Annotated in this window: 19 protein-coding genes and 1 pseudogene; 18 read left to right on the top strand and 2 right to left on the bottom strand. The window is 40.9% G+C overall.

What is annotated here, in order from left to right; translation table 11 throughout:
• From MCQ_RS08445 to MCQ_RS08360, 18 genes and pseudogenes are all read left to right on the top strand, one after another.
• A pseudogene (locus MCQ_RS08445) lies at positions 1 to 300 on the top strand (hypothetical protein); the annotation flags it as partial.
• Between the two features lie 490 nt (positions 301 to 790).
• The gene (locus MCQ_RS09830; RefSeq protein WP_280176716.1) at positions 791 to 913 is read left to right on the top strand and encodes a hypothetical protein; all 123 of its coding nucleotides are present in this window, start codon (positions 791 to 793) and stop codon (positions 911 to 913) included.
• A 162-nt stretch (positions 914 to 1,075) separates the two neighbouring features.
• Positions 1,076 to 2,401: a PBSX family phage terminase large subunit gene (locus tag MCQ_RS08440; protein ID WP_006924763.1), complete on the top strand. Its 1,326-nt coding sequence runs from the start codon at positions 1,076 to 1,078 to the stop codon at positions 2,399 to 2,401.
• Positions 2,401 to 4,221 carry a portal protein gene (locus MCQ_RS08435; RefSeq protein ID WP_006924762.1) on the top strand — a complete coding sequence of 607 codons (1,821 nt, stop codon included), beginning with the start codon at positions 2,401 to 2,403 and terminating at the stop codon, positions 4,219 to 4,221. The genes MCQ_RS08440 and MCQ_RS08435 overlap by 1 nt, the downstream gene beginning before the upstream one ends.
• 63 nt (positions 4,222 to 4,284) lie before the next feature.
• Positions 4,285 to 5,100 carry a hypothetical protein gene (locus MCQ_RS08430; RefSeq protein WP_006924761.1) on the top strand — a complete coding sequence of 272 codons (816 nt, stop codon included), beginning with the start codon at positions 4,285 to 4,287 and terminating at the stop codon, positions 5,098 to 5,100.
• Between the two features lie 315 nt (positions 5,101 to 5,415).
• Positions 5,416 to 6,534, top strand: coding sequence for a N4-gp56 family major capsid protein (locus MCQ_RS08425; RefSeq protein WP_006924760.1), 1,119 nt, complete (start codon positions 5,416 to 5,418; stop codon positions 6,532 to 6,534).
• A 257-nt stretch (positions 6,535 to 6,791) separates the two neighbouring features.
• Positions 6,792 to 7,493, top strand: coding sequence for a phage adaptor protein (locus tag MCQ_RS08420; protein WP_006924759.1), 702 nt, complete (start codon positions 6,792 to 6,794; stop codon positions 7,491 to 7,493).
• Between the two features lie 39 nt (positions 7,494 to 7,532).
• Positions 7,533 to 7,703: a hypothetical protein gene (locus MCQ_RS09425; RefSeq protein ID WP_006924758.1), complete on the top strand. Its 171-nt coding sequence runs from the start codon at positions 7,533 to 7,535 to the stop codon at positions 7,701 to 7,703.
• 76 nt (positions 7,704 to 7,779) lie between these two features.
• Positions 7,780 to 9,243, top strand: a complete 1,464-nt coding sequence (locus tag MCQ_RS08415; RefSeq protein ID WP_006924756.1) for a hypothetical protein — start codon at positions 7,780 to 7,782, stop codon at positions 9,241 to 9,243.
• Between the two features lie 301 nt (positions 9,244 to 9,544).
• Entirely contained in the window at positions 9,545 to 9,763 is a 219-nt protein-coding gene (locus MCQ_RS08410; RefSeq protein WP_181461104.1) for a hypothetical protein, read from the top strand.
• 124 nt (positions 9,764 to 9,887) lie between these two features.
• Positions 9,888 to 10,346, top strand: a complete 459-nt coding sequence (locus MCQ_RS08405) for a hypothetical protein (protein WP_006924749.1) — start codon at positions 9,888 to 9,890, stop codon at positions 10,344 to 10,346.
• Positions 10,343 to 11,467, top strand: a complete 1,125-nt coding sequence (locus tag MCQ_RS08400; protein WP_006924748.1) for a tail fiber domain-containing protein — start codon at positions 10,343 to 10,345, stop codon at positions 11,465 to 11,467. The genes MCQ_RS08405 and MCQ_RS08400 overlap by 4 nt, the downstream gene beginning before the upstream one ends.
• A complete protein-coding gene (locus MCQ_RS08395; protein ID WP_006924746.1) occupies positions 11,464 to 12,210 on the top strand; it encodes a tail fiber protein in 747 nt (248 codons plus the stop codon). The genes MCQ_RS08400 and MCQ_RS08395 overlap by 4 nt, the downstream gene beginning before the upstream one ends.
• 456 nt (positions 12,211 to 12,666) lie before the next feature.
• A complete protein-coding gene (locus MCQ_RS09755; protein WP_006924745.1) occupies positions 12,667 to 13,125 on the top strand; it encodes a hypothetical protein in 459 nt (152 codons plus the stop codon).
• Positions 13,126 to 13,237: 112 nt separating this feature from the next.
• The gene (locus MCQ_RS08385) at positions 13,238 to 13,900 is read left to right on the top strand and encodes a lysozyme (RefSeq protein WP_006924744.1); all 663 of its coding nucleotides are present in this window, start codon (positions 13,238 to 13,240) and stop codon (positions 13,898 to 13,900) included.
• A gap of 883 nt (positions 13,901 to 14,783) precedes the next feature.
• Entirely contained in the window at positions 14,784 to 15,503 is a 720-nt protein-coding gene (locus MCQ_RS08375) for a DUF3472 domain-containing protein (protein WP_006924743.1), read from the top strand.
• Positions 15,504 to 16,278: 775 nt separating this feature from the next.
• Positions 16,279 to 16,722, top strand: coding sequence for a hypothetical protein (locus MCQ_RS08370; protein WP_006924742.1), 444 nt, complete (start codon positions 16,279 to 16,281; stop codon positions 16,720 to 16,722).
• Positions 16,723 to 19,316: 2,594 nt separating this feature from the next.
• On the top strand, positions 19,317 to 20,075 hold the full coding sequence (locus MCQ_RS08360; protein WP_006924741.1) for a DUF4167 domain-containing protein: 759 nt from the start codon (positions 19,317 to 19,319) through the stop codon (positions 20,073 to 20,075).
• Between the two features lie 329 nt (positions 20,076 to 20,404).
• On the opposite strand, the gene MCQ_RS08355 is transcribed toward MCQ_RS08360, so the two are convergent.
• Positions 20,405 to 20,854 carry a hypothetical protein gene (locus tag MCQ_RS08355; RefSeq protein ID WP_006924739.1) on the bottom strand — a complete coding sequence of 150 codons (450 nt, stop codon included), beginning with the start codon at positions 20,852 to 20,854 and terminating at the stop codon, positions 20,405 to 20,407.
• Positions 20,855 to 20,904: 50 nt separating this feature from the next.
• The gene (locus MCQ_RS08350) at positions 20,905 to 21,270 is read right to left on the bottom strand and encodes a hypothetical protein (RefSeq protein ID WP_035008291.1); all 366 of its coding nucleotides are present in this window, start codon (positions 21,268 to 21,270) and stop codon (positions 20,905 to 20,907) included.
• Positions 21,271 to 21,465 lie beyond the last annotated feature (195 nt).

Genomic DNA, 21,465 nt, shown 5'->3' with positions numbered 1-21,465 from the left:
AAACAACCGATCAGGCAAAAAATGATGTCATGAATGTTGTGAAAGCAGCTTTCCGTCCTGAATTTTTAAACCGTATTGATGAGATTATTCTCTTTGAGGGATTGCAACGCCACGATATGGAAGCAATCGTCGATATTCAAATCAAACAGTTACAAAATTTACTCGATGAACGCAAAGTAACTTTGCAGATTGAATCAGAGGTTCGGCAATTCCTTGCCAATAAAGGATAATGATCCCCTCTATAGCGCGCGTTCTCTCAAGCGTATCATTCAAAAAGAAAGACAAGATCCAATGGCCGAGTTGTCTTGAGCCGATGTGTTGCTTGTGTTGCTTGGGGCACTGTGGTGCTTGGGGGGAGGTCTTAGTTTCTGCGCGAGCTGCTTTGTGAGGCGGGATATCTGAAGACCATGGTGTCTGAAGATTGCAGTTTTTGGAGAAAGTGGTGCTGGTTTGGTGGGAGGCTCTCAAAGGGTGTAGGCTAAATTCTGTGGGGTATTCGGGAGCCTTTCGTGGTGGGTGATAATCCATTTCATGTGGCAATGTGTCGGGTGATCATACAAAAGGTGGTCAATGGATACATTATCAGGGTGCGGCTTCAATTAAGAGAGAGCATTGAACGGATTTTTTTGAAGAAGGCAGCAAAAAGCAAAGGTTAGAGGGAACTCTCTTCATTTAATCAAGAGAGTCTAATCTATGAGATGTCAAGGATGACCGTTTAGGTTGTTTTTTGAAAAGCTGATAGGTGTGCTGCTTGTGAGAAGTTTTTGCGCATCTTGCAAAGGTCTTGCTTTTGTCACAGTCTGGAGAGGGTGGAGAAGCGGTTAAAACTATTTCGCGTGTTGAAATTATGCCCGTGGTTTTAAGGGAAGTAAAGTTTGAGGGGGATGGGAAATCGCAGGGGAGTGAAGCCTGAGGAGGCGTGTTGTTTTGAGCCGATGTGTTGCTTGGGGGAATGGCGCGTTTGTCGGGAGCCTAGCGGGCTGGAGCTTGTTGATTTTGGTTTCTGCGCGAGCTGCTTTGTGAGGCGGGATGTCTCGAGATCGTGGTTTTTGGGAATGATTGTGTTTGAGGATTCATGACAACTGCGCAAATTGCTCTTATTCCAAAGCTTCTTCCCGTTTTTGCTGGAAAGGCTGATGTGCGTGCTGCTTGGGGAGGACGAGGTTCTGGAAAAACACGTTCCTTTGCCCTCATGTCTGCTGTGATCGGATATCGGCATGGAAAAGCCGGAGAACAGGGTATTATCCTGTGTGCAAGACAATTTCAAAATTCACTCAATGAAAGTTCGTTAGAAGAAATTAAACGCGCAATTGAGGCTTATCCTTTCCTGCAAGATTATTATGAAATTGGCGATAAATATATTAAGTCAAAGGATGGGCGTATCGTTTATGTTTTTGCTGGGCTTGATCGTAATATTGCAAGTATTAAATCAATGGGGCGGGTTTTTCTCTGCTGGGTGGATGAGGCGGAGCCTGTAACTGAGACCGCTTGGCAAACGCTTATTCCGACTTTGCGTGAGGAAGGAAAAGATTGGAATGCTGAACTATGGGTGACATGGAACCCTTGCCGTGAAAATGCGCCCGTTGAAAAACGCTTCCGAAATGTCAATGATCCCAATATCAAAGGGGTTGAAATCAATTGGCGCGATAATCCGCAATTTCCTGAAAAACTTAATCGAGATCGTAAGGCAGATTTAGCACAAAGACCAGAACAGTATAACCATATTTGGGAAGGAGACTATCTGCAAGCTGTGCAAGGTGCTTATTATCAAAAAGCACTGTTGCAAGCAGAGCAGGAGGGGCGCATTACCACTGTTCCACGTGATCCGCTGATGCAGGTCAAGATCTTTTGGGATATCGGCGGAACAGGGGCAAGGGCGGATGCTACCGCGCTGTGGGTTGCACAGTTTGTCGGGCGCGAAATCCGTGTCCTTGATTATTATGAAGCGCAGGGACAACCCCTCTCAGAGCATGTGGGTTGGGTGTTTCAAAGGGGATATGATAAGGCGTTGATGGTCTTGCCCCATGATGGGGCAACAAAAGATCGCGTGTATAATGTAAGCTTTGAAAGTGCTCTGCAACAGGCTGGGTTTCAAACCAAAGTTATTCCTAATCAAGGGGTGGGAGCCGTTAAAATGCGCATTGAAGCGGTGAGACGATTGTTTCCTGCCATATGGTTTAATCGCGATACCACACAAGCTGGGCGAAAAGCGCTGGCTTGGTATCACGAAAAACGTGACGAACAACGCAATATTGGGTTGGGTGCCGAACATGATTGGGCAAGCCATGGCGCTGATAGTTTTGGCCTCATGTGTGTGGCTTATGAACAGCCAAATGTTCGCCCGCAAAAAAAGACCTATCGCTCTTTTCACCATTCTCAAACATCATGGATGGCTTTTTAATGAATATTTCTATCAATTCTCTTCATTCGCTCGAAACACTCGAACAGCAGGCACTTTTTAAAAAACTCGTCGCCTGGTATCAAGACGATATTGCCCATGTCGAGCAATGGCGAAAAAATGCCCAGGAAGACTATGATTTTTACAATGGACGGCAATGGAATGCGCAAGATCTTGCTGTGTTGCGAGAACAAAATAGACCGGTTATGACCTTTAACCGTATCGCACCTTTGATTAATGCGGTGATCGGGGCGGAGCGCAATAATAAACGACAGGTGCAATTTATTCCACGACAAGAAGGCGCCGCTTTTGCCAATGAAATCCTTACCGGAGCAGCTGAATGGTTTCGTGATGAGGCTGATGGGGAATATGAGGATTCTGATGCTTTCCAAGATGCCATTATTTGCGGAATGGGGTGGACAGATACACGCCTTGATTATGAAGAAGATCCTCAAGGAAAGCCTGTTATTGCAAGATTAGACCCAATGAAAATGGTTTGGGATGCAAGCGCTGTGAAGCCTAACCTTATTGATGCGCAGCGTGTTTGGTATATTGATGAGAAGCCCCTAGTGGTTGCCAAAGAAATGTTCCCCAATGTTCATTGGAGCGATCTGAATGCTGATTGGGTTAAAAATCATAGCGTTTTGTATCAAATGAGCAATGGCAATACGCAAAGCTATAGTGCAGATGCTGATGATGGAAGCAATTTTCACAGCTCTAAAATGGTTACTTTGGCTGAATGCCGGTGGTTCGAACGCGAGATTGTTTATAAAGTCCTCGATCCGCTTACCGGAAAGTTTATTGATTATTCGGAGCCAGAGTTTCAAAGTTTGTGTAAAGAATTTCCAAATATTCAAGCAACAAGATTGACCAGAAAAATTGTCAAACGCGCCTTTTTGGGAAAAAAATTGCTGGATGCTCCTGATAAACCCTTAGTGCCACCTAATCAATTGGGGTGGGAGTGTATTACGGGTACTTTTGATAAGCTCAGTCGACAATTTTATGGCATTGTCAAACCAACAAAAGATCCACAACGCTGGGCCAATAAGTATTTTAGTCAAATTATGCATCTGCTGAACAGTCAGTCAAAAGGCGGAATTATGGCAGAACGTGATGCTTTTGATGATGACCGTCAAGCTATGGAAAGTTGGGCAAGAGCTGATAGTATTACTTGGTTGAAAAGTGGCGCAGTTTCTGGGGGAAGAATTCAGCCTAAACCCGTTGCGCAATTCCCGCAGGGCTTCTTCCAATTGTTTCATGAGGCAAAGAGCGCAATCGAACAAGTGACTGGCTTGTCCTCTGAATTTATTGGGACACGCGCGGTGAACCAACCAGGTATTCTGGAACAACAACGCCGCCAATCATCACTCAATCTGTTGGCTTCGTTCTTTGATGGGTTGCGCCGATATCGGCAACGACAGGGAAAAATTATCCTCTATCTTATTCAAAATTACCTCTCAGATGGACGATTGGTGCGCATTGCTGGTGACGAAAATGCAAAGTATGTGCCCTTAACACGGGAAATGATCACCAGTTTGGAATATGATATTGTCGTCGATGATGCACCAACAAGTCTTAATGAAAAAGAGCGGACATTCGCACTTATTATGCAATTGCTGCCTTTGATGCAGAATTTTACAACGCCAGAGATTATGCTTGATCTCTTGCGGTATTCGCCTTTGCCTGCCTCCCTTATTCATAAAATCGCCATAAAAGCGCAAAAGCAGAGCGCTCTTGAGGAGGAACAAAATGCTTCCCAACAGAGAGATAATGCTGGAGCAGAGCAGATGATGCAATCCATTTTGCAGATGGCAAATACGTAAAGCTAAGCTGCTTCATTGCAAGAAAATATCATCTTATTGTCCTAAAAAGAGAAGGCCAACAGTATGGATCAAGAACATTTAACGCCAGCAGAACAAAACCAATTAAGACAGGATTTTCTTTCCACACCCCAAGCGGGAGAAAATACTGAAATGGGAGGCGGAGAAAAAGCAAAAACGCTTGAAGGTCATTTGGAAGGGCATAAGAAAGGATATCAACAGCAGGACGTAGCAGCGAGTGGTGCATTAGCAGGGGGGGGGCGACCACAAGAGATCGAAGGTTCGGCAGGGGATGATGCCCCGCCAGACCCGCAAAAAGATTTTATGGGTTATATGCAATGGTTAGGAAAAACGCTCCATCAACAGGGATTGTTACAGGACAAACAACAATACAATTCCGCTGTTCCTGAAGCACAACAGTTGTACTCTTTCTACCAGAAATCTGTGAGTGCTGTGAAACAAAAGCATCACGATTTTGATCAAGCTGCCGATTTTATTTATGATATGCGTGCTCAACAATTGGCTGCTGTTGCTTCGCTCTATCCCGAAATGGCTGATCCAAAAGTGATTGATGAAGTGATTGGCAATGAATTGAAGCAGATGTTACGCGATTGTGCGCAAAAAAATCAAAACCCTGCTGAAGTGATCTATGAAATTGCGCAAAAAATTGGCTATACATCCCCACAAAGTAGCACTGTTGAAAATTTGCAAGAAAGGCATCATTCTGCACGCACACTTGCTGCTTATAACGGTTTAACTCCAGGTGGTCCCATTTCTTTGGATATGCTCGACAAAATGTCGGAGGCAGAATTTAGCACTTGGATCATTGACCCAAAAAACAAGGCTGCTTTTAACCGTTTAATGGGTGGAGGTGACCTCTAAAACAAGCATGCGTGGAGGGAGAACTCTCAAAGGGAATGTCTTAGGGGGATTTCCAAGAAGGCATGTGGTGAGAAAATTTCTCAAAACAGGAATATGAAAGAATTTTCTTAAAGCGCGAGCATGGTGAGAAGATCTTTCAAAGAAAATTTTCTGGGAGAGGAATTTCTGGGGACACTTAAAGGGGGAAGGTAAAAGTTATCAATAAACATTAAGTCGCAATCACCAATCCATCGTCCGCAAAAGAAGAGATGCGGAGTATCAACAACCGGCGCTTTGCCCGGTTTTTTTATGTCAATAATCGTTAAGAGGAATAAAATGACCGTAACTTATATCGGACTCAATGACCCTATGGCTGTACGCACATGGTCTAAATTACTGAACCAGGAAGTTTCAAAAGCAATCCCTATTGCTCCGTTGATCGGGAATGATTCTAACAGTATCGTACAATTAAAAGATGAAACCAATAAAGCAAGTGGGGATGCCATTAGCTTTGGCTTGCGTGTGCAGTTGCTTGGAGATGGGGTGAGTGAAGGACAGGCGCTTGAAGGCAATGAAGAAGCGCTCCAATTTCTCAATGACCGCTTGGCAATTAATGAGCTCGTTCATGCTGTGCGTGTCAAAAATGAAGGCACTATTGATCAACAACGCGTTCTCCATGATTTACGTACAGAAGCCAAAAATGGCTTGGTTGATTGGTATGCTGATCGTTTGAGCATGATGTTCTTCATTCAAGTTTGCGGCTATACCGCAAAATCCATTAACTTTGAAGGACGCACTCTTACGCTTAAACCTGTTCATTACGGATTTAATGCACCAACCGCACCAACGGATAAACGTGTCGTGCGTCCTAATGGAAAAACAAAAGATGAAGATTTAAAAGCAAACGATGTTTTTGATCTCAAGCTCATCGATAAAGCTGTTGAACGCGCTAAATTGGCAAATCCAAAAATTAGACCAGTGCGCGTCGAAGGCGAAAATGTCTATGTCCTTTATCTTCATCCAACACAAGTGACGCAATTGCGCACCAATACAGATGCTGGGCAGTGGCTTGACATTACGAAGGCAATCTATAATGGAAGTCGTATCAAAAACCCTCTCTATGATGGCTCGCTTGGCATGTATAATGGGGTTGTTTTGCGTGAAGCTGAACATATTACCGAAGGTGTTGAGTCAGGCACAGCAGAAAAGGCTGTGCCAAATGTGCGCCGTGCTGTTCTTTTGGGAGCGCAAAGTGCTGTCATTGCTTTTGGTAAAGATCGTGGTGCGACACGCTATAAATTGGTCGAAGAGCTTTTTGATTATGAACGCGAGTTCGGTGTCGCGGCTAAAACCATTATTGGTATGAAAAAAACTTGCTACAATTTACCAGGAAGTACGCAAGGTGCTCAGGATTTCGGTACAATCGTTATCCCAACTTATGGAGCGCCTGCTTAAGGTTGCTATCTTAAAGATGCTGCTTGAAAGCTTGCAAAATGTTTCTTCCCTAGCAGAATATTCTCGTTGGGGGAAGAAATCCCTTTCGCATCGACAATGGGGGTAAGGGATTTGGGCATACGCGTGATCTGAATTTCTAGCGTGTTTGCCTAACAACGTTATTGGAAAGCTTGCAAGATGTTGCTCCCAATAGAACTTTCTCTATTGGGGGGCGAGAGAGCTAAAATGCTTTATACGCAAAAGGATTATCACTGCTCATGACCGTTTTGCCTACCGATACCAATTCTCATGATTTCACACATTTAGACCGTTCTCAAACTTTTGATTATATGGTGACACTTATTCAAGATGAAATTGACGATACAACAGCGGAATATTCTGTTCAAATTCAAGATTCAATTTTTACTGCTTTGCGTTTGTGTGAACGGGAACCTTTCTTCTTCAATGAAAAAAGAATGGTAACATTTAAAACACAAATAGGGAAAACATGGTATGGACAAAAGGATGGTTTCTTTCTGTATCCCGAAATGATACTCGATGCCGTGTTTTTAGGAACACATACATCAACGCAAACACAATTGTTTTTTAAACCTTCTGAAGCGTTGCAAAAACAATATGGAGTGCAACCTCCTTTAGCAACTCCGGCCTTTTATACCTGTTCTGATCAAAAAATAGGACTCTTCCCAACGCCTTCAAAGGTGGAAACTGTGCGTCTTTCTTATGCACGCGCGCATTTTGGAGAGGGAACCGATAAAGATAAACAAGAGGATCATCTTTGGTTCATGCATGCATTTGACCTTATTAAAGCGCGTGCAAAATACGAGCTCTACAAAAATATTCTCAAAGATCCTGAATATGCTGCTGTTTCTTTCAATGATTTTCAAGAACAGCTGCAAATCTTGCGCACAGAAACATCGCGCCGAAAAGGCGTTTCAAATATTCTTCCTATGACGTTTTAAAGGACTTTTTTCTTCATTGCTGTTCCATGGGATTGCTGCATGGTGTTGGTGATTGGCTTTGGTGTTGCCAATGTGAATGTTGAGGGCAATTTTACTGTTGAATGCAGTCTATTGCCAACCTATGAGGTTTTACACCCTATTGCGGACTTTGGCTTTACACCCCTGTCAGGGCTTTGTCTTGATCTCATTTTAGGGGCTCTTGCTTTTTAAAAATAAAAATAGGCCTTGGCGATTTAAAACATCGCACATAGAAGGCTCTTCAAATATTCTTCTAATGGGGTTCTCAATGACTTTTTTCCCAGTCGCTGATTATCGGCCTGATGTTGCTGACATCAATGGAATCTTTACCGATGAGCTTGTTAATGTGTTGCCTGCTGATGGGTCTTATATCCCTATGCCAGGCTTTACCCCTTTGACAGCCCCTTGTCCTGCTCCTATTTTGGGCGCAATTGCTGTGAAAACAAAATCCGGTGTGTCTATTATTGCTGGAACAGCACAAAAAATCTACCTTCTCAACAATACAACACTCAAGTGGGAGGATATTAGTCGAAATGGAAAACACTATTTTGCCAATATCGATGCCCCTTGGTCCTTCGCTTTGTTTGGCGATTATGTCATTGCTGTGAATGCGAATGATAAGCCACAAGTTATTGATATTCATCATGATCAAAGATTTAGAAACTTAAAGGGAAATCCACCACAAGCTGCTATTGTGCGTGTGTGGGGCGATTTCGTTTGTCTGATGAAATTGACAGAGCATCCACGGCGTGTCCATTGGTCAGGCTTGAACGATGCCGAATGTTGGACTGTCGGAAAAAAAAGCTGCGATTATCAAGATTTCCCCGATGGCGGATTCGTGCAAGGGGCAACAGAAACAACAAATCCTATTATCTTTATGCGTTCTGCAATCTATGCTGGATCCTTTATTCCTGGCTCTAAGATTATCTTCAGTTTCCAAAAAATACACGATAAACGTGGTGTTAAAAATGCTGATTCTATCGTTTGTCGGGGCGATTTTGCCTTCTTTGCTGATGAAGGTGGATTTTATCAGATAACCCATGAGGGACAGATCATACCCATTGGTTTCGAAAAAGTTGATCGAACCATAACAACCCAAACCAATCATAACAACTTGACCAATCTTTCTGCTGCTATCGATGGGGTTTATAATCGCGTTTATTGGATGGTCGATACCGGGGATAAAACCCAAGAACGTACTTTGCTGATTTATGATTGGGGATTGCAAAAATGGACAAAAGCCAATGTGGACATCAAAATGATCTTGCCTATTTTCTTAGCAGGGACAACTTTGGAAGGGCTTGATCGGATTTCACAGAACGTTGATGGTTTGTCTTTTTCTCTCGACAGTAAGGTTTGGCAAAATGAATCTCCTGTTCTTGGTGCGTTTGATCATCAAGGGAGGCTTGGCGCATTTTCTGGTCAACCGATGGCTTGTATTGTGACGTCACAAGAAATGGGGCAGACAAATGGTATGATGACGCGGGTGAAAAATATTATGCCTCAGGTCAATAGTGGAGAGTTCACTTTGTCTGTGGGAATGCGTTTGCGGCAATCACTTGAAGAAAAAACTGTTTGGTTGCCAGAAAAAAAACCTTCTCTCAATACTGGGCAAATTCACTCTCGTGCAAGAGCACGCTTTTATCGCTTTAAATTACGTATCCCTGAGGGGGTGAATTGGTCGCATGTGACAGGATTTGATGTTGAGTTGAAGCCTGCCGGCATGCGGTGAGTATGCCAAACTATAATAAAAAAAGCATGCGGTGAGTATGCTCAATGATAATAAAAAAAGCATGTGCACCGCATGCTAGATTGTAATCAAAAAGTATGCAGTGCGTATACAAAATTATGATCAAGGAAGGGAGCGATCCATTGTGCTAATCTGTCATAAAAAAAGCAATGCAGATATTTCTTATGCACGCTGGTTGCCAACTTATTTAAATGTGCAAGACATCAGTGTGATCCGTACAAACTTTAATAAGAGACATCTTAAAACATGAGAAAACAAGGTGAAGGCTTGTGTAGATGGAAACATGGCCAGAAAAAAAACTGAAAAGTATAGAGAGCTTACAGAAGCAGAAAAAGAAATGCTGCAAGAAATGATACTTATCTACCAAAGTGTGAAAGTCATGTCTCGTTTTATGAAATGGATAACATTTTTTATCTTTTTACTTATCCTTGATTTTGCACGTCTCATGGATGCGATAGATAATATCTTTGCACATATGAAACAGTGGTTCTCAAAAAATTAAAAAGCTTTTGGTTTCCATTGTTCTCTTAAGAGGTGACATGGCAAATTGCCAGGATAAAAAAATTCAGTACGCATGCCAAAAAAACAGTCATAGAGTGTATTGCTAAGAGGCTGAAGCCAAAATTATGACACAGCAACAAGACAGTCAAAACCTTTATTCTGCGCATCTTACTGATCAATGGTCCTGGGAAGAAATAACGCGTTATCAAGAGGACATAAATGCGGCTTTGCAAAAGTATGCTAAGCGATTTTCCGATGATGTGTGCTTGGCAACAATTGCTGAAGAAATCGCTACTGGACAAGCGCAATTGTGGTTGATCTTAAAAAATGCAACCCAATTTAGCGCCTTTGCGATTACAAAAATTGAAATAACACATACCGGAAAAAAACGCATTGTCCTTTGTGATCTTGCTGGAGAAGGTGGACTGAAATTGGTCAAGTTGATTGAAAAGCTTGAAGAGTGGGCACGGTCAATCAACGCTGAGGAAGTGCAAATGTTTGGAAGATCTGGATGGGCTAAAATGCTGAGCCATCATGGATATTCTCGTCATCTTATTCATTATAGAAAGGCTTTGGTTCCATGAGAAAAAAAGTAACACCCCAAGTGCAAACAACAACACAAACAAATGCACCACCCGCATGGGCAGAAGAAATCCTTAAAAAAGCAAGCTCTCAAGCGCTCGATCTTTATAATAGAGGCATTGGCGGGAATGTTTATCAAGGGGAGCGCGTTGTTGGTCTTGGTAATATGACAAACAATGCGCTTACAGGATTAGAAAAGGCTGCTGATCAGTACAACAATCCAGCTCTTACAAAGTGGTTTAATGCTCCAACGCAAAGTGCTCAGAATCTCCTTAATATGGCAAAGGGAAACGCAATTGGAGGTAACGTTAAGTTTAATGTTGCACTGCAAAATGCACTCAATAAAACCTCTGATGCTATTAATCAATCGATGTCAGGAGCGGGGCGCTATGGATCTGGTGCGCATACCGGGGTGCTTGCCGATGAGCTGGGGGCATTGGCAACAAATGCGACCGCGCAGCAGTATAATCAAGATGTTAAAAATATGATGAATGCTAATCAAATGATTGATCGTTCATTGGTTGATCAGATTAATGCTGCCAACAGTTACTTTCAAGGACAAAGCAATGCACAAAGCAATGCTTTAAAAGGTGGGATGATCCAAGATGCAAACCGCCAAAATGCTTTGGATGCAGAACGCCAAAAATGGACCGAACAAGATAATCAAGGGTGGAACCGGTTGGCACAGTTGCTGCAAATGGGAACACAAGCCGCCGGAAATTACGGGACAAAATCAGGAAACTCCACAACAATGCCTTCTATCACCAAAGATCCGTTACGTGATGCACAGCAAGTGCTTGGATTGGTGGGAGGACTTTTGGGCCTTTCTGATGTCAGGGCGAAAGAAAATATTGTTCCTGTGGGCAAAAAAAATGGCTATCCGCTTTATGTGTTTAATTATAAGGGAGATCCGCAACGCTATCGCGGTGTTCTTGCTCAAGAGGTGCTGCGTTTGAATCCCGCTGCTGTCTATGTCAATGCAAAAACAAAACTCTTGCATGTCGATTATAACAAAATTGGCGTGCAAATGGAGAAAATTACAGCACCTAAAAAGAGAATCTTGACCTTCTTTTCTGCTTTGTTGGCGCGTCTTCACTTTTTGCAAAAAGGATATCTTCTATGACTTCGATTTATGATTGGTCACTTATGGCATCGGAAAATGCCTATGCCGATGAAATCATAAACTGGGCAGAAGGACAGCCTCCAAGTACAGTGAATGATAGTGCCCGCGCGATGATGCAACGCATCAAAGAATATGTATTAGATCATGGAGGGGTAGTTGAGACACAGTTTACGATCAGGGAGTATGACAATACGACATCCATTCGTTTGACTACAAAGTCTCCTATTGCATCATATATGGATGGCATTGTTATCAGATTTAAAGCACAAGGGGTGAATGAAGGAAAAACAACCGTGGCGTTAAACCAATTAGCGGCACAGCCCGTTTATAAGATAACCACGCAGGGGATAAAGCCTTTAAGAGGTGGAGAAGTTCAAACGGGGGGGCTTTATGAGCTGGTCTATTCTTCTGACATTGCTGGAAAAAATCTAGACGGTTGGTTTTTAACCAATCCTACACTCAAAATCCCTGAAATTTCTCAAAGTTTTCCGACAGGTTTTATTGGCGCTTTTGCTACGAAATTGATACCTGAAGGTTGGCTCTTGTGTAATGGGCAAGAGTATTCGCGAAAGGAATATGAAGATCTCTTTTTTGCACTTGGTATGGGAACTATATGGGGAATAGGAGATGGGAGTACAACATTTAATGTCCCTGATTTACAAGATTCAAAGGATGCCAGTTTAAACCCAAAACCGCCGAATATTCGCGATATCAATACAGTTATTTATGCTGTGAAAACGTGAAAACTGAATCTTGTTACGGCACTGAAAAAAGATACAAAGCGTTGTTTGAATCTGCAATTTGGTTTTGGCAATGTCAAAATAAAATTCTCGCATGTCGATTATGAAAAAACGCGTTTTCAAACGGAAAAAAAACAGCCTCTCAAAAGAGAGTGCTGCTTTCTTTTCTTCTCTGTCTTTGCCCGTCTTCGTTTTTTGCAAAAAGAATAGATTTTTTGTGTTTGATTTATAATTGACGGTTCATCGCATCTGAAAATACCTCTATTTCTGAAAATGCCTGTGCACGATGAGGGTGTAATTTGGGCAGAAGGTTGTCTCTCGGTATTTGCCCGATAGTAGCTCTCTTTCAGTTTATTTTAAACCTCTTGAGGCTTGAGTATTCAAAAGCGTGTTGGCGCAAACGCCTCAAACCAGCTGATATCGTTTGCTCTTTCTTTATAACCAAATAAGGTCATAACAATGGCACTTTTTCCATTTTCTATCTCCGACATTGAGGATCCTGAATGCATTCGTGTGGTTCTTTATGCGAGCGGAAGAATGGGACATGCTCCTTTAAATGCTCTGTTGAATCAAATGCGTCAAGATATCGAGTGTTTTGATAGAAAACAGAGTAAAGACACGACACAACTGACAAAGCGTGTGGATGAGTTAGAAAAAAAATTGAAAACGATTTTGCAAGATCCTGAGGATGCCAAATCCAAACAGGAGAGTCAAAACGTTCAAAGTGGTAAGGAAGAGAGCGAACGTGTCATTGCAGGTAGTGACACAAAACTTCAATCTCACGCATCTGTTAATTCTGTCAATATTGTAGGGAGTGATGACCTAGACATTCATTCTGTTTTATCTACTGCAATTATAAGTGAGGGCATAGAATTTCAACCTCATAAATTGATCAAGTTTACAGGAAATAACATATGAATTCATTCTGACTTATCTACTGCAGTTACAAGTGATAATACAGGATTTCGTGCCTCTGATTTATTGAGATTGTCATCTTTTAAAGACAAAAAGACTTGAGGAGTTTTAAAAAATGCGAAAAATCTCAAAAGAGGGGTTGGCGCTCATTAAACAATGGGAGGGGCTCCGCTTGCAAGCTTATCAAGATGCTATGGGTGTGTGGACAATTGGCTATGGACATACTGCACAAGCAGGGGAGCCTGTTGTAAGGAAAGGAATGCAAATTACTACTGCCGAAGCAGAAACTCTTTTGCAAAAAGATCTCACACAATTTGAGCACACGGTTGAACAGATGGTTGATCGCTCTTTAACCAATGAACAATTTGCCGCTCTTGTGTCTTTTTGCTATAATGTCGGAGTGGAGGCTTTTGGCAATTCTACGCTGTTAAAAAAGCTGAATAAAGGGGATTATGAGGCTGTGCCAGCTGAATTGCAAAAATGGACCAAAGCGCGAGGAAAACGCTTGCAGGGGCTTGTCCACCGGCGTGCTGCAGAAGCAGGTTTATGGGCTAAAGGCGCTTATGTTTCTTCCAATTATCAAGAAGTAGAGCCACCCAAAAAGCCCTTTTTGCAGAATATGGAAGTTTTGGCTCCAATCCTTGGCTCTTTTTCAGGCTTAACGGGCATTTTAACCGGACAGGGGCCTGTACAATGGGCTCTCGCCATTGTGATGGTTTTGGCAACAATCGCCGGTATTACGATGTCTGTCTACCGAATGAGGGAAGAATATCGGTAATTTTTTTGTTTCATTGAAGCTTGAGTGTAGCTTTAGGAATTGTTGCTGCGCTCTGCAGCTTTTTTTATGGTCGCTCTTTTGAGCATAACAGAATTTTGATTTAAGTCGTTTGGGCTTTTCAAAATGGTCAGAAAATTAATGAAGAAATTTTTTCTCTCTCTCCTTTTCATATCGGTTTTGCTCTTAAGGCGTGGCGCTAGATGAATGTGCCGCTGTCTTGTGCGGGGTGGTTGATCTATTTTGATCATGAAGAAAGCACTAGAGTTGGACAAACCTGAGCCCTTCTTATCACGCTGGATTATGGTGACAGACCGCTTTTTTAAAAAGAAGTAACATGTGTTGGGGGATAGGGAGAAAAATCCTTAACTTAAACACCTGCGGGAATGATTTTTTACTGTTCTCTTTCCTCTTTTAAGGCTATGGAGGATGCACTGAAAGCTCTCTACTCCCCATGCTTTTTTGCGTTAATATGCAAATGAATGGTTAAAATATTTCATGGTGCGGGATGGGCAAGAGACAAACGAAACACTGAACTTGCTTATTATGCCTATGAAATGTACCGTATGAGCGACGCAACAGTGCGAACCGACCAAGGCGCCAATTCAAAATCAGAGTAAAACCTAGAGCAAATCTTCTTATTCTCTTTGCAGATGCATATCTTAATAAAGGTTGCTCTTATGTGTTTGCTCTGTTGGTTTAAAAGAAAAATTCATAGGAGATTCTATGAATAACACATTTAAAAAAATATTATTCGCACTTTCATTATTGCTGATAAGTTCACCAAGCTATGCTATTTATGCTGGTGGGATTGTAGCTCTTCAACACACATAGCCTGCCTCTTCACAATTCGATAAATTAATATTTTTTCAGCAAATCAATAAGGATGGTGGGCCAAAGTCTAGATACGATTGGGCCAATTTATTTCAAGCAGGGATATAGTGGATATATTGGTTTGCAAAATAATGGCAATGGTGTTCATAGTTTTAATTTCTCTATTTGGGATACAAAAAAATGGAAAAGTGGTCCTTGTTATCTTTTCAGCCATGAAGGATCGGGGGTGCAATGTCATATTAGGGTGCCATGGAAAATTGGGCGTCAATATAAGATAGAGGTTTCTAGAAAAGGAAATCTGGTTACGGGCACTGTGACAGATCTGCTTAATGGGAAAACAACGATAGTTGGTGTTATCGAAGTTCCAAATACGTTTGGTAAACTCTATGCATCTTCTGGTTTTGTTGAAGAATATTCCCAAGGTACGAACGAGCTTTCATCTTGTTTTGCGATGGGGCCACAAAGTTCAATCTTTGCGAATCCGATAGGAGATGGGAAAGTTAAAGCAAAACAATACACTTATAGCTATGGAAATTGCAATGATCATCGTGTTGTCCAAACTGCATGTCATGATGAAGCTTGCACTAATGCTATAAATCTTGGTGGGATTGCACCATCCAACGCATTTGAAGTTCCGCTCATCAATGAGAGAAATATAAGTGTGCAGACACTTTCTCACGCATTGAAAAAAGAAGATCTGGTTGTTATTCATTCCTATGATGGTCATTGGGCTAAAAATATCTTTTTTCCACAAGCTGGTGCGTTTAAGTGAAAATCAAATTTTGTCGATCATAGAGCGGGTTACAGTTCGTCTATTCATGTCAATAATGGCGTGATGACAATAAAAAAGGGGCAGAGTTTAATGTATCAGTCTGATGGTAAAAGTTGGAAAATTATAAACGTGCATTCATGATAAAGTGGTATCCTGCAATTTACCTATTTTTTTACGGTAATGCGCTTGGGGAATGCAAAAATCTTTATTCTCTTAATTTGTCAAATATGATTGTAGAAATTTCCCAAATAAAGAAAGCATTTCAGCTGGATATCATCACCTCTGGTTAAATCTCGTTCTTCACAAAAGCAAAAAAGCAGAAGGTGGTTTGTTTTTGTTCTGTTTATGTTAGGTTGTGAGGTAGACAATGTTGAAGGCAGAATGAAATCCTTTTCGAACTTGTGAAGAGTGAGAGAGACGAAGAGTGAGAGACAGCCGTAAAGCATGGGTGCTATCGTATGAAAATGGGGACAGTGATTTCAACAGCGCGTATTTGTTTCAATGAGAAAGTCAGTCATATTACTTATGGGGTTTTACATCAACAAAGTCTTATGTGAATGCCTCTCCATTCTTTTCATAAAGCGAATGCAAACAGTTTCCAGCGATAATTTCAAACAATAAAGAGAATAAAAACGTTAATAATACAGAGAAAAAGCAGTGTTTTCATAAAAGAAGATTGATAATATCTGGCTGCAACATGTATTGTGTCGACTGATGCTTCTACTGTTTTTTGCTGTAAAAAGCTTATCTTGGGAAAGTAAAGGATACAGTCTTTATGGAAAAAAGAATCCGCGCAAGGCAAAAAGCTTATTTCAAAAAATTATATCGCAAGATTGCTTTTGTTTGCATGCTGCTCTTATGTGCGTTGGTTTTTGGTTTTGCCATAGTAAAAATTGTCAGTTATTTTTCTTCCAAAAAAAGCGTGATGCAATTCATGGCTCTTGAATTGAATATTCCTGTTTTTGATCACCGCGTGTATTGCAAGGAAGTTGCTGCTTCAGTCATGCCCGATATGAAAAAGCAAGTTTATCAGCACTGTATTAATTTGGAAAGTGAAGCCTATTTTGCAATTCGTGAAATGTGGGACACGCTTTCTGATCCTGCAAAGAAAAAATGTATGAAAATGGTCCGTCCGGGGGATGGAAACTATTTTCTCTTACGCGATTGTATTCTCAATGAAAAAGAGGGTAAAAAAACTAAGTTGCGCAATCACTTTTAGGTTTTTACAGGGAAATTTAAGGGGAGATGATGCCTAATAAAAAACATAAAAACCATGCTCTCAAAAAACATCTCATCTTGAAAAGGGAAGATCTCATTTTGGAAAGGTTGTGCCTTTTTTAAAGTTAAAGTTCACGGTTGCATGCAACAGCAATTTCTCCCTTATCTAGCAGCCTTTATTGCGCGGTTTGAAAGATATCATTAAAAACTACATATGCAGGAAGAAACAAAGGCTAAACATTGTTCTTGCTTTTCATAGCTATCATCCATCTTGGAAGAGGGGTGAAAAAATGCATGCAAAAGCAAACTCTTTTTGATTCCGGTTGAGGAACAGGAAGATCTTTCCTTTTTTATGAGACAGCTTGCCTATTTTTAAATCTGAAAAACACTTCAGTAAAAATTATAAAATTTATCTTTTGCACTTAATAATAAAGACAGTTCTGCTGCTCATTGGGGGGCACTTTAGGTGGGCAAGGAGGAGGGATATGTTTGCTCTATTTTTCTAAAGTAAGATCCTTAGTCCTTTGTTATTGTTCCATAGATTTCTGGTAGTTCTTGGTTGCAGCTGCTAGAAATGAAGATCTCTTAAAGTTTTTTTCTAGTGTTAGGGTGGTCTGTTAAGCTATTTGGTTGAGAGCAAAATTTGGGTTATCTTCTGTCTTGTGTAATATCCGTACTTCAAATGAGAAGAACCTTGCTGCAAAATCAAGCATAGGTGTGTCGATGTTATCAAGTATAGGATTTTGCGAGGATATTTAGTTTTTTTACAATAGTCCACCTGTATCACAGGTTTCAAATAAAATGCTGTTGGCAGTGTTTTTGAGAGTGTGGATGGAAATATTCTGTCTTGCTGGGCAAAAGCTGTATTGCGTGTATGAGGTGTGCTAGATAAAGGCAAAAACAAAGGCATGAGGGGTTTCACGCGGTTTCAAGCCATAATTATGCTGGAACTTATGCTGGTGGAATGCCGCTACATGCTGGAAGCACCATTCTCTTTGCTCGTTTTCAATGATTGTGTACCTGCTGTTGCATTTAGACGGCTCATAAGGGGTATATCTACTCGTTTTTTAAACGGTTTTTATCCGAACACCAATTCTACTTTTAACGTGCAAGCGAACGGTTTTTGTTGATTGAGGATAAAGGGATTTGAAATTGAGAGAATCTTACGATATTTGCGACTCTCATTCAAATTGCAAAACGAAGATTTTTTCTTATAAATCAATATGCTGCAAAAAGAAAAACGGAAGTTATTTAATTTGGGGAAATAAACTTTAAGCAGCAAGCTATGAAGCGGCAAGAGAATATATGATTTGCAATGTGTCGATGATGAAAATATGCTTTGTGGATTGTTGATAGGCATAGAGTTTAATAGACTGTCCCCAGAGGTTCCATTGATCTTCTTATTCTTGCTTGTAACTTAAAGCTTTATGCTTTTTTGCTAAGAATACTTCGCCTAGCAGATGTTTCAGAAAATCTCTAACAATACTGTTATAAAAACCGAAAGCTCATAAATTTTAATTGATCAAAAGAAAGTCTAGCTGTTGTATCAAAAAAATAAAAAATAGAGTAAAATCTTTAAATTTTTTGATCTATTGGTGCTGGGCATTATAAAAGTCGACCACAAAGGCAGAGCCTCTTTGTTTCGGGTGCTCTTGGCAAAATAAGCAAAACACTGTCCTCGTTTTGTGAACAAATTTTTTTATAAAGAGCATAACGAAAAGAGGAAAGCGCGTGATAAAATTCTTATGCATAGGCTTTGGAGGGGAGCAGATGGCATGTTGGTCGTTTTTTTTCTTAAAAATTTCGTATTCTATTTTTTACTTGGTTTTATGCCGAGTATTGTCATCAATGGGGGTGATCCCATTTCCTTATAATTCCTGTAGAACTGAGCTAAAAAACTACCATTTGGGGTGATTGAAGCAAAAACAGTGATTTTCTGATGGTCATAAGTACTTGAATAATGCTCTCTGCTAATCTATCTATAGATACGAAGAAATCTGTAAAGTGGTTGTGAATTGTCGTTTAAAATTGTCATTCGCAATTTTTGTTTGCGGTTTTTATTCACAAGGGGGGTTGCTTTAGTGCAGAAGAGAGGCTATGTTATATAAGAATCTTTTCGTGTAGTGACGTGTGGGGGTGTAGTGCTTGTAAGCTAAGTGCACGGAGAGTAGGAAATATCGACTTTTAAAGATCGATAGTTTTAGAGGAAAAAGGCAGATACGTATTTTTCTGGCAAAAGTTGGTTGTTTGCTGGAAGGTGAGTTTTACGCATGTTGTCGTTTTTTCTTTTTCCACAAGATAGTTATTTTTTTAGTGAAATATGGTCTATTTAAAAAAAAACACTTGGCATTTTATGTGAACATTACTAGGTTTTTGCTGGTTAGCAGAGAGATAGGGATTTTTAGGCTTACTGTTCCCCTGCTGTTTTTGTGATTTTCAAAAAATATATTTTATCAAATATCAGTAGGTATCATTTTAGTAAAATAAAACGGGGATAGCCTAATAACCGTATTTTGAACATGATCAGTATTATCGAAAAGTAATGCTATAAAAGAAGAGTCATTAAGACATACAAACACTCCAAAAGGGATAAAGATGAGGCCACAACAAAATAGACGGGCACGCGGTCGCAATAACAACAACAATGGTAATAACAACAACAATAATAATCGTCGCGGCCCTAACCCGTTGTCTCGGAATTATGAAAGTAGCGGTCCGGATGTTAAGATTCGCGGAAATGCTCAGCAAATTGCTGATAAATACATAAGTCTTGCGCGTGATGCACAGGGTGCTGGGGATCGCGTTATGTCAGAGAATTATCTACAACATGCTGAACACTACTTGCGTATTATTCTGGCAGCGGCTGGGCAAACGCCCCAATCTGTTCGACGTGATGAAAATCGCGATGAAAATAATGAGCAAGACTACAGTGAAATAAACGCTGAAGGTGAAAAAAAAGATACTGTCAGTTGTGATATAGATGTATCACAAACACAGCCAAAAAAGAATGGGAGTGATCAACACGTGAAGGCGCAAAACGGCTATGCGCGTGATGATGCGTTAGAGGTTGGCACTCTATCAGATGGAAAAACTGTCCAAGAGCAATGCGCTGCTGGAGAGAATATTGATCCTGTCAAAAAAGCACGTCGACCTTCACGTCGGCGCACTGTGCGTGTTCAGGAGGAATCGTCATCTGAACTTTCTTTTGGACTTTCACAGGCGGTGTCAGAAACTTCCAAGAATGGTGATGGGGCGACAGAGAAAGTTGCTTCTTTGCCTCTCTTGGGTGAAGAGATTCAGAGAAAACCACGTCGGCGCCGAGTGGTCACATCTTCGGCAGAGGAGAATGTTTAAGCAAAAATGATGATCAAGTATCCTTGAGAATGTTGTCACATGATCTAGATTTGAGAAGCTGAGAGCGTTCCAATTGATGAGATTCCATATGAAGGTTGTAAAGAAATTGATTGTGCGGAAAAATGTCTTTGTGCTGGGCAATGGGATCTCTGAAGGGTTTTTTTGCTTTGCTTTTTCCTCAATAGTAGGGGAAAGATCCCTATGGCCTTTTAACTGAGTGAAGAGATTCAGAGAAAGCTGCACTGGCGCTGAGTGATGACATGCTTGTAGCAGAGGAAAATGTTTAAAAAAGAGGCTAATATTGACGTGCCTGTGAAGCTATTTCTGTCTTAACGGGGGTGGGTGGCAGATGTTTCCTCCGTTGTTTTCACGGAAAGAACAGCAAGAAGTGCGCCAGTATGGTAATTGTAAACCATAAATTTTGTTTGACCGTCTGGCGTTAAAATTTTCAACAGAATATTGTGTTCCGAAAGACTTTGCGACAGTATCTGTGTTTTTTCCGGTAAGGCGAGTGTGTGATAGGAAACTTCCGGATTTTTGCTGTGAGAGAAAAAGGGGGCTGTTTGTTTTTGAGCAGATCCCGTTGCTATCATTTTGTATACAATTAAAAAGAGTACGACCAGAATAGAAATAAGCGTTATGACAATAGAAATTATCATGAGACGCATAAGTTTTTTTCTCACGCGTTCTACTGCTGGGTCTAAAGGTTGATCTTCAGACAGAGCGCTTTGCTCTGCGCGATGGTTTTTTAAAGTTTCAATTGGTTTATTATCCATCATGCTGCACTCTTCCCTTGATTATTTTCTTAGAGTCCAATGGGTTTATGCTTTTAAGGTTTTTTATGCAAGAGGTTTATGGGAGGTGGACAGAGAGCAGGGAATGATGCGGGTAAAATATCTGATTCGTGGCTTGCGGATACTTTATCATTGATATTTTGGCTTTTTAGCAGGAAATTGCCTCGGTTTGTTACAGTCCATATTACATTAATTTTTTGTTGCTGTAAGTTGGCGTGTACTTTTGTGCATTGGGCAAAAATTTGTTGCCCATAAGATGTAAATTTTTTGGTGGATGGTACCATGGCTTGCTCACATGCTTGAGCTGTTGGGTAGGTTTTGGCCATTGTCTTGTTAGAATAACAGCTGTTAAAATCATCTGTACAGGAGACCACCAAGAGGATAAAAACAAGAGGATTCATAAAATATTTTCCAAATAAAAGCTTGACAAAATGAAATGCAAACTCTCTTCTCTAGAGATTTTTTCACAGTAAAACTTTTTTAAAGACTCTTTGTTCCGGCGTAGTTTTGTTCCGGCGTAGTTTTGTTCCGGCGTAGTTTTGTTCCGGCGTAGTTTTGTTCCGGCGTAGTTTTGTTCCGGCGTAGTTTTGTTCCGG

Source organism: Candidatus Bartonella washoeensis Sb944nv (genome assembly GCF_000278135.1).
Taxonomy (GTDB): Bacteria; Pseudomonadota; Alphaproteobacteria; order Rhizobiales; family Rhizobiaceae; genus Bartonella; species Bartonella washoeensis.
This window is presented reverse-complemented; position numbering and strand designations above follow the sequence as displayed.

Coding starts and splice junctions, on each gene's coding strand:
- MCQ_RS08405 (WP_006924749.1), top strand. CDS start 9,888: ATGACACAGCAACAAGACAGTCAAAACCTTTATTCTGCGCATCTTACT.
- MCQ_RS08420 (WP_006924759.1), top strand. CDS start 6,792: ATGACCGTTTTGCCTACCGATACCAATTCTCATGATTTCACACATTTA.
- MCQ_RS08395 (WP_006924746.1), top strand. CDS start 11,464: ATGACTTCGATTTATGATTGGTCACTTATGGCATCGGAAAATGCCTAT.
- MCQ_RS08430 (WP_006924761.1), top strand. CDS start 4,285: ATGGATCAAGAACATTTAACGCCAGCAGAACAAAACCAATTAAGACAG.
- MCQ_RS08375 (WP_006924743.1), top strand. CDS start 14,784: ATGGTGGGCCAAAGTCTAGATACGATTGGGCCAATTTATTTCAAGCAG.
- MCQ_RS08415 (WP_006924756.1), top strand. CDS start 7,780: ATGACTTTTTTCCCAGTCGCTGATTATCGGCCTGATGTTGCTGACATC.
- MCQ_RS08400 (WP_006924748.1), top strand. CDS start 10,343: ATGAGAAAAAAAGTAACACCCCAAGTGCAAACAACAACACAAACAAAT.
- MCQ_RS08350 (WP_035008291.1), bottom strand. CDS start 21,270: ATGAATCCTCTTGTTTTTATCCTCTTGGTGGTCTCCTGTACAGATGAT.
- MCQ_RS08410 (WP_181461104.1), top strand. CDS start 9,545: ATGGCCAGAAAAAAAACTGAAAAGTATAGAGAGCTTACAGAAGCAGAA.
- MCQ_RS08385 (WP_006924744.1), top strand. CDS start 13,238: ATGCGAAAAATCTCAAAAGAGGGGTTGGCGCTCATTAAACAATGGGAG.
- MCQ_RS08440 (WP_006924763.1), top strand. CDS start 1,076: ATGACAACTGCGCAAATTGCTCTTATTCCAAAGCTTCTTCCCGTTTTT.
- MCQ_RS08435 (WP_006924762.1), top strand. CDS start 2,401: ATGAATATTTCTATCAATTCTCTTCATTCGCTCGAAACACTCGAACAG.
- MCQ_RS08370 (WP_006924742.1), top strand. CDS start 16,279: ATGGAAAAAAGAATCCGCGCAAGGCAAAAAGCTTATTTCAAAAAATTA.
- MCQ_RS08355 (WP_006924739.1), bottom strand. CDS start 20,854: ATGATGGATAATAAACCAATTGAAACTTTAAAAAACCATCGCGCAGAG.
- MCQ_RS08360 (WP_006924741.1), top strand. CDS start 19,317: ATGAGGCCACAACAAAATAGACGGGCACGCGGTCGCAATAACAACAAC.
- MCQ_RS09755 (WP_006924745.1), top strand. CDS start 12,667: ATGGCACTTTTTCCATTTTCTATCTCCGACATTGAGGATCCTGAATGC.
- MCQ_RS09425 (WP_006924758.1), top strand. CDS start 7,533: ATGGTGTTGGTGATTGGCTTTGGTGTTGCCAATGTGAATGTTGAGGGC.
- MCQ_RS08425 (WP_006924760.1), top strand. CDS start 5,416: ATGACCGTAACTTATATCGGACTCAATGACCCTATGGCTGTACGCACA.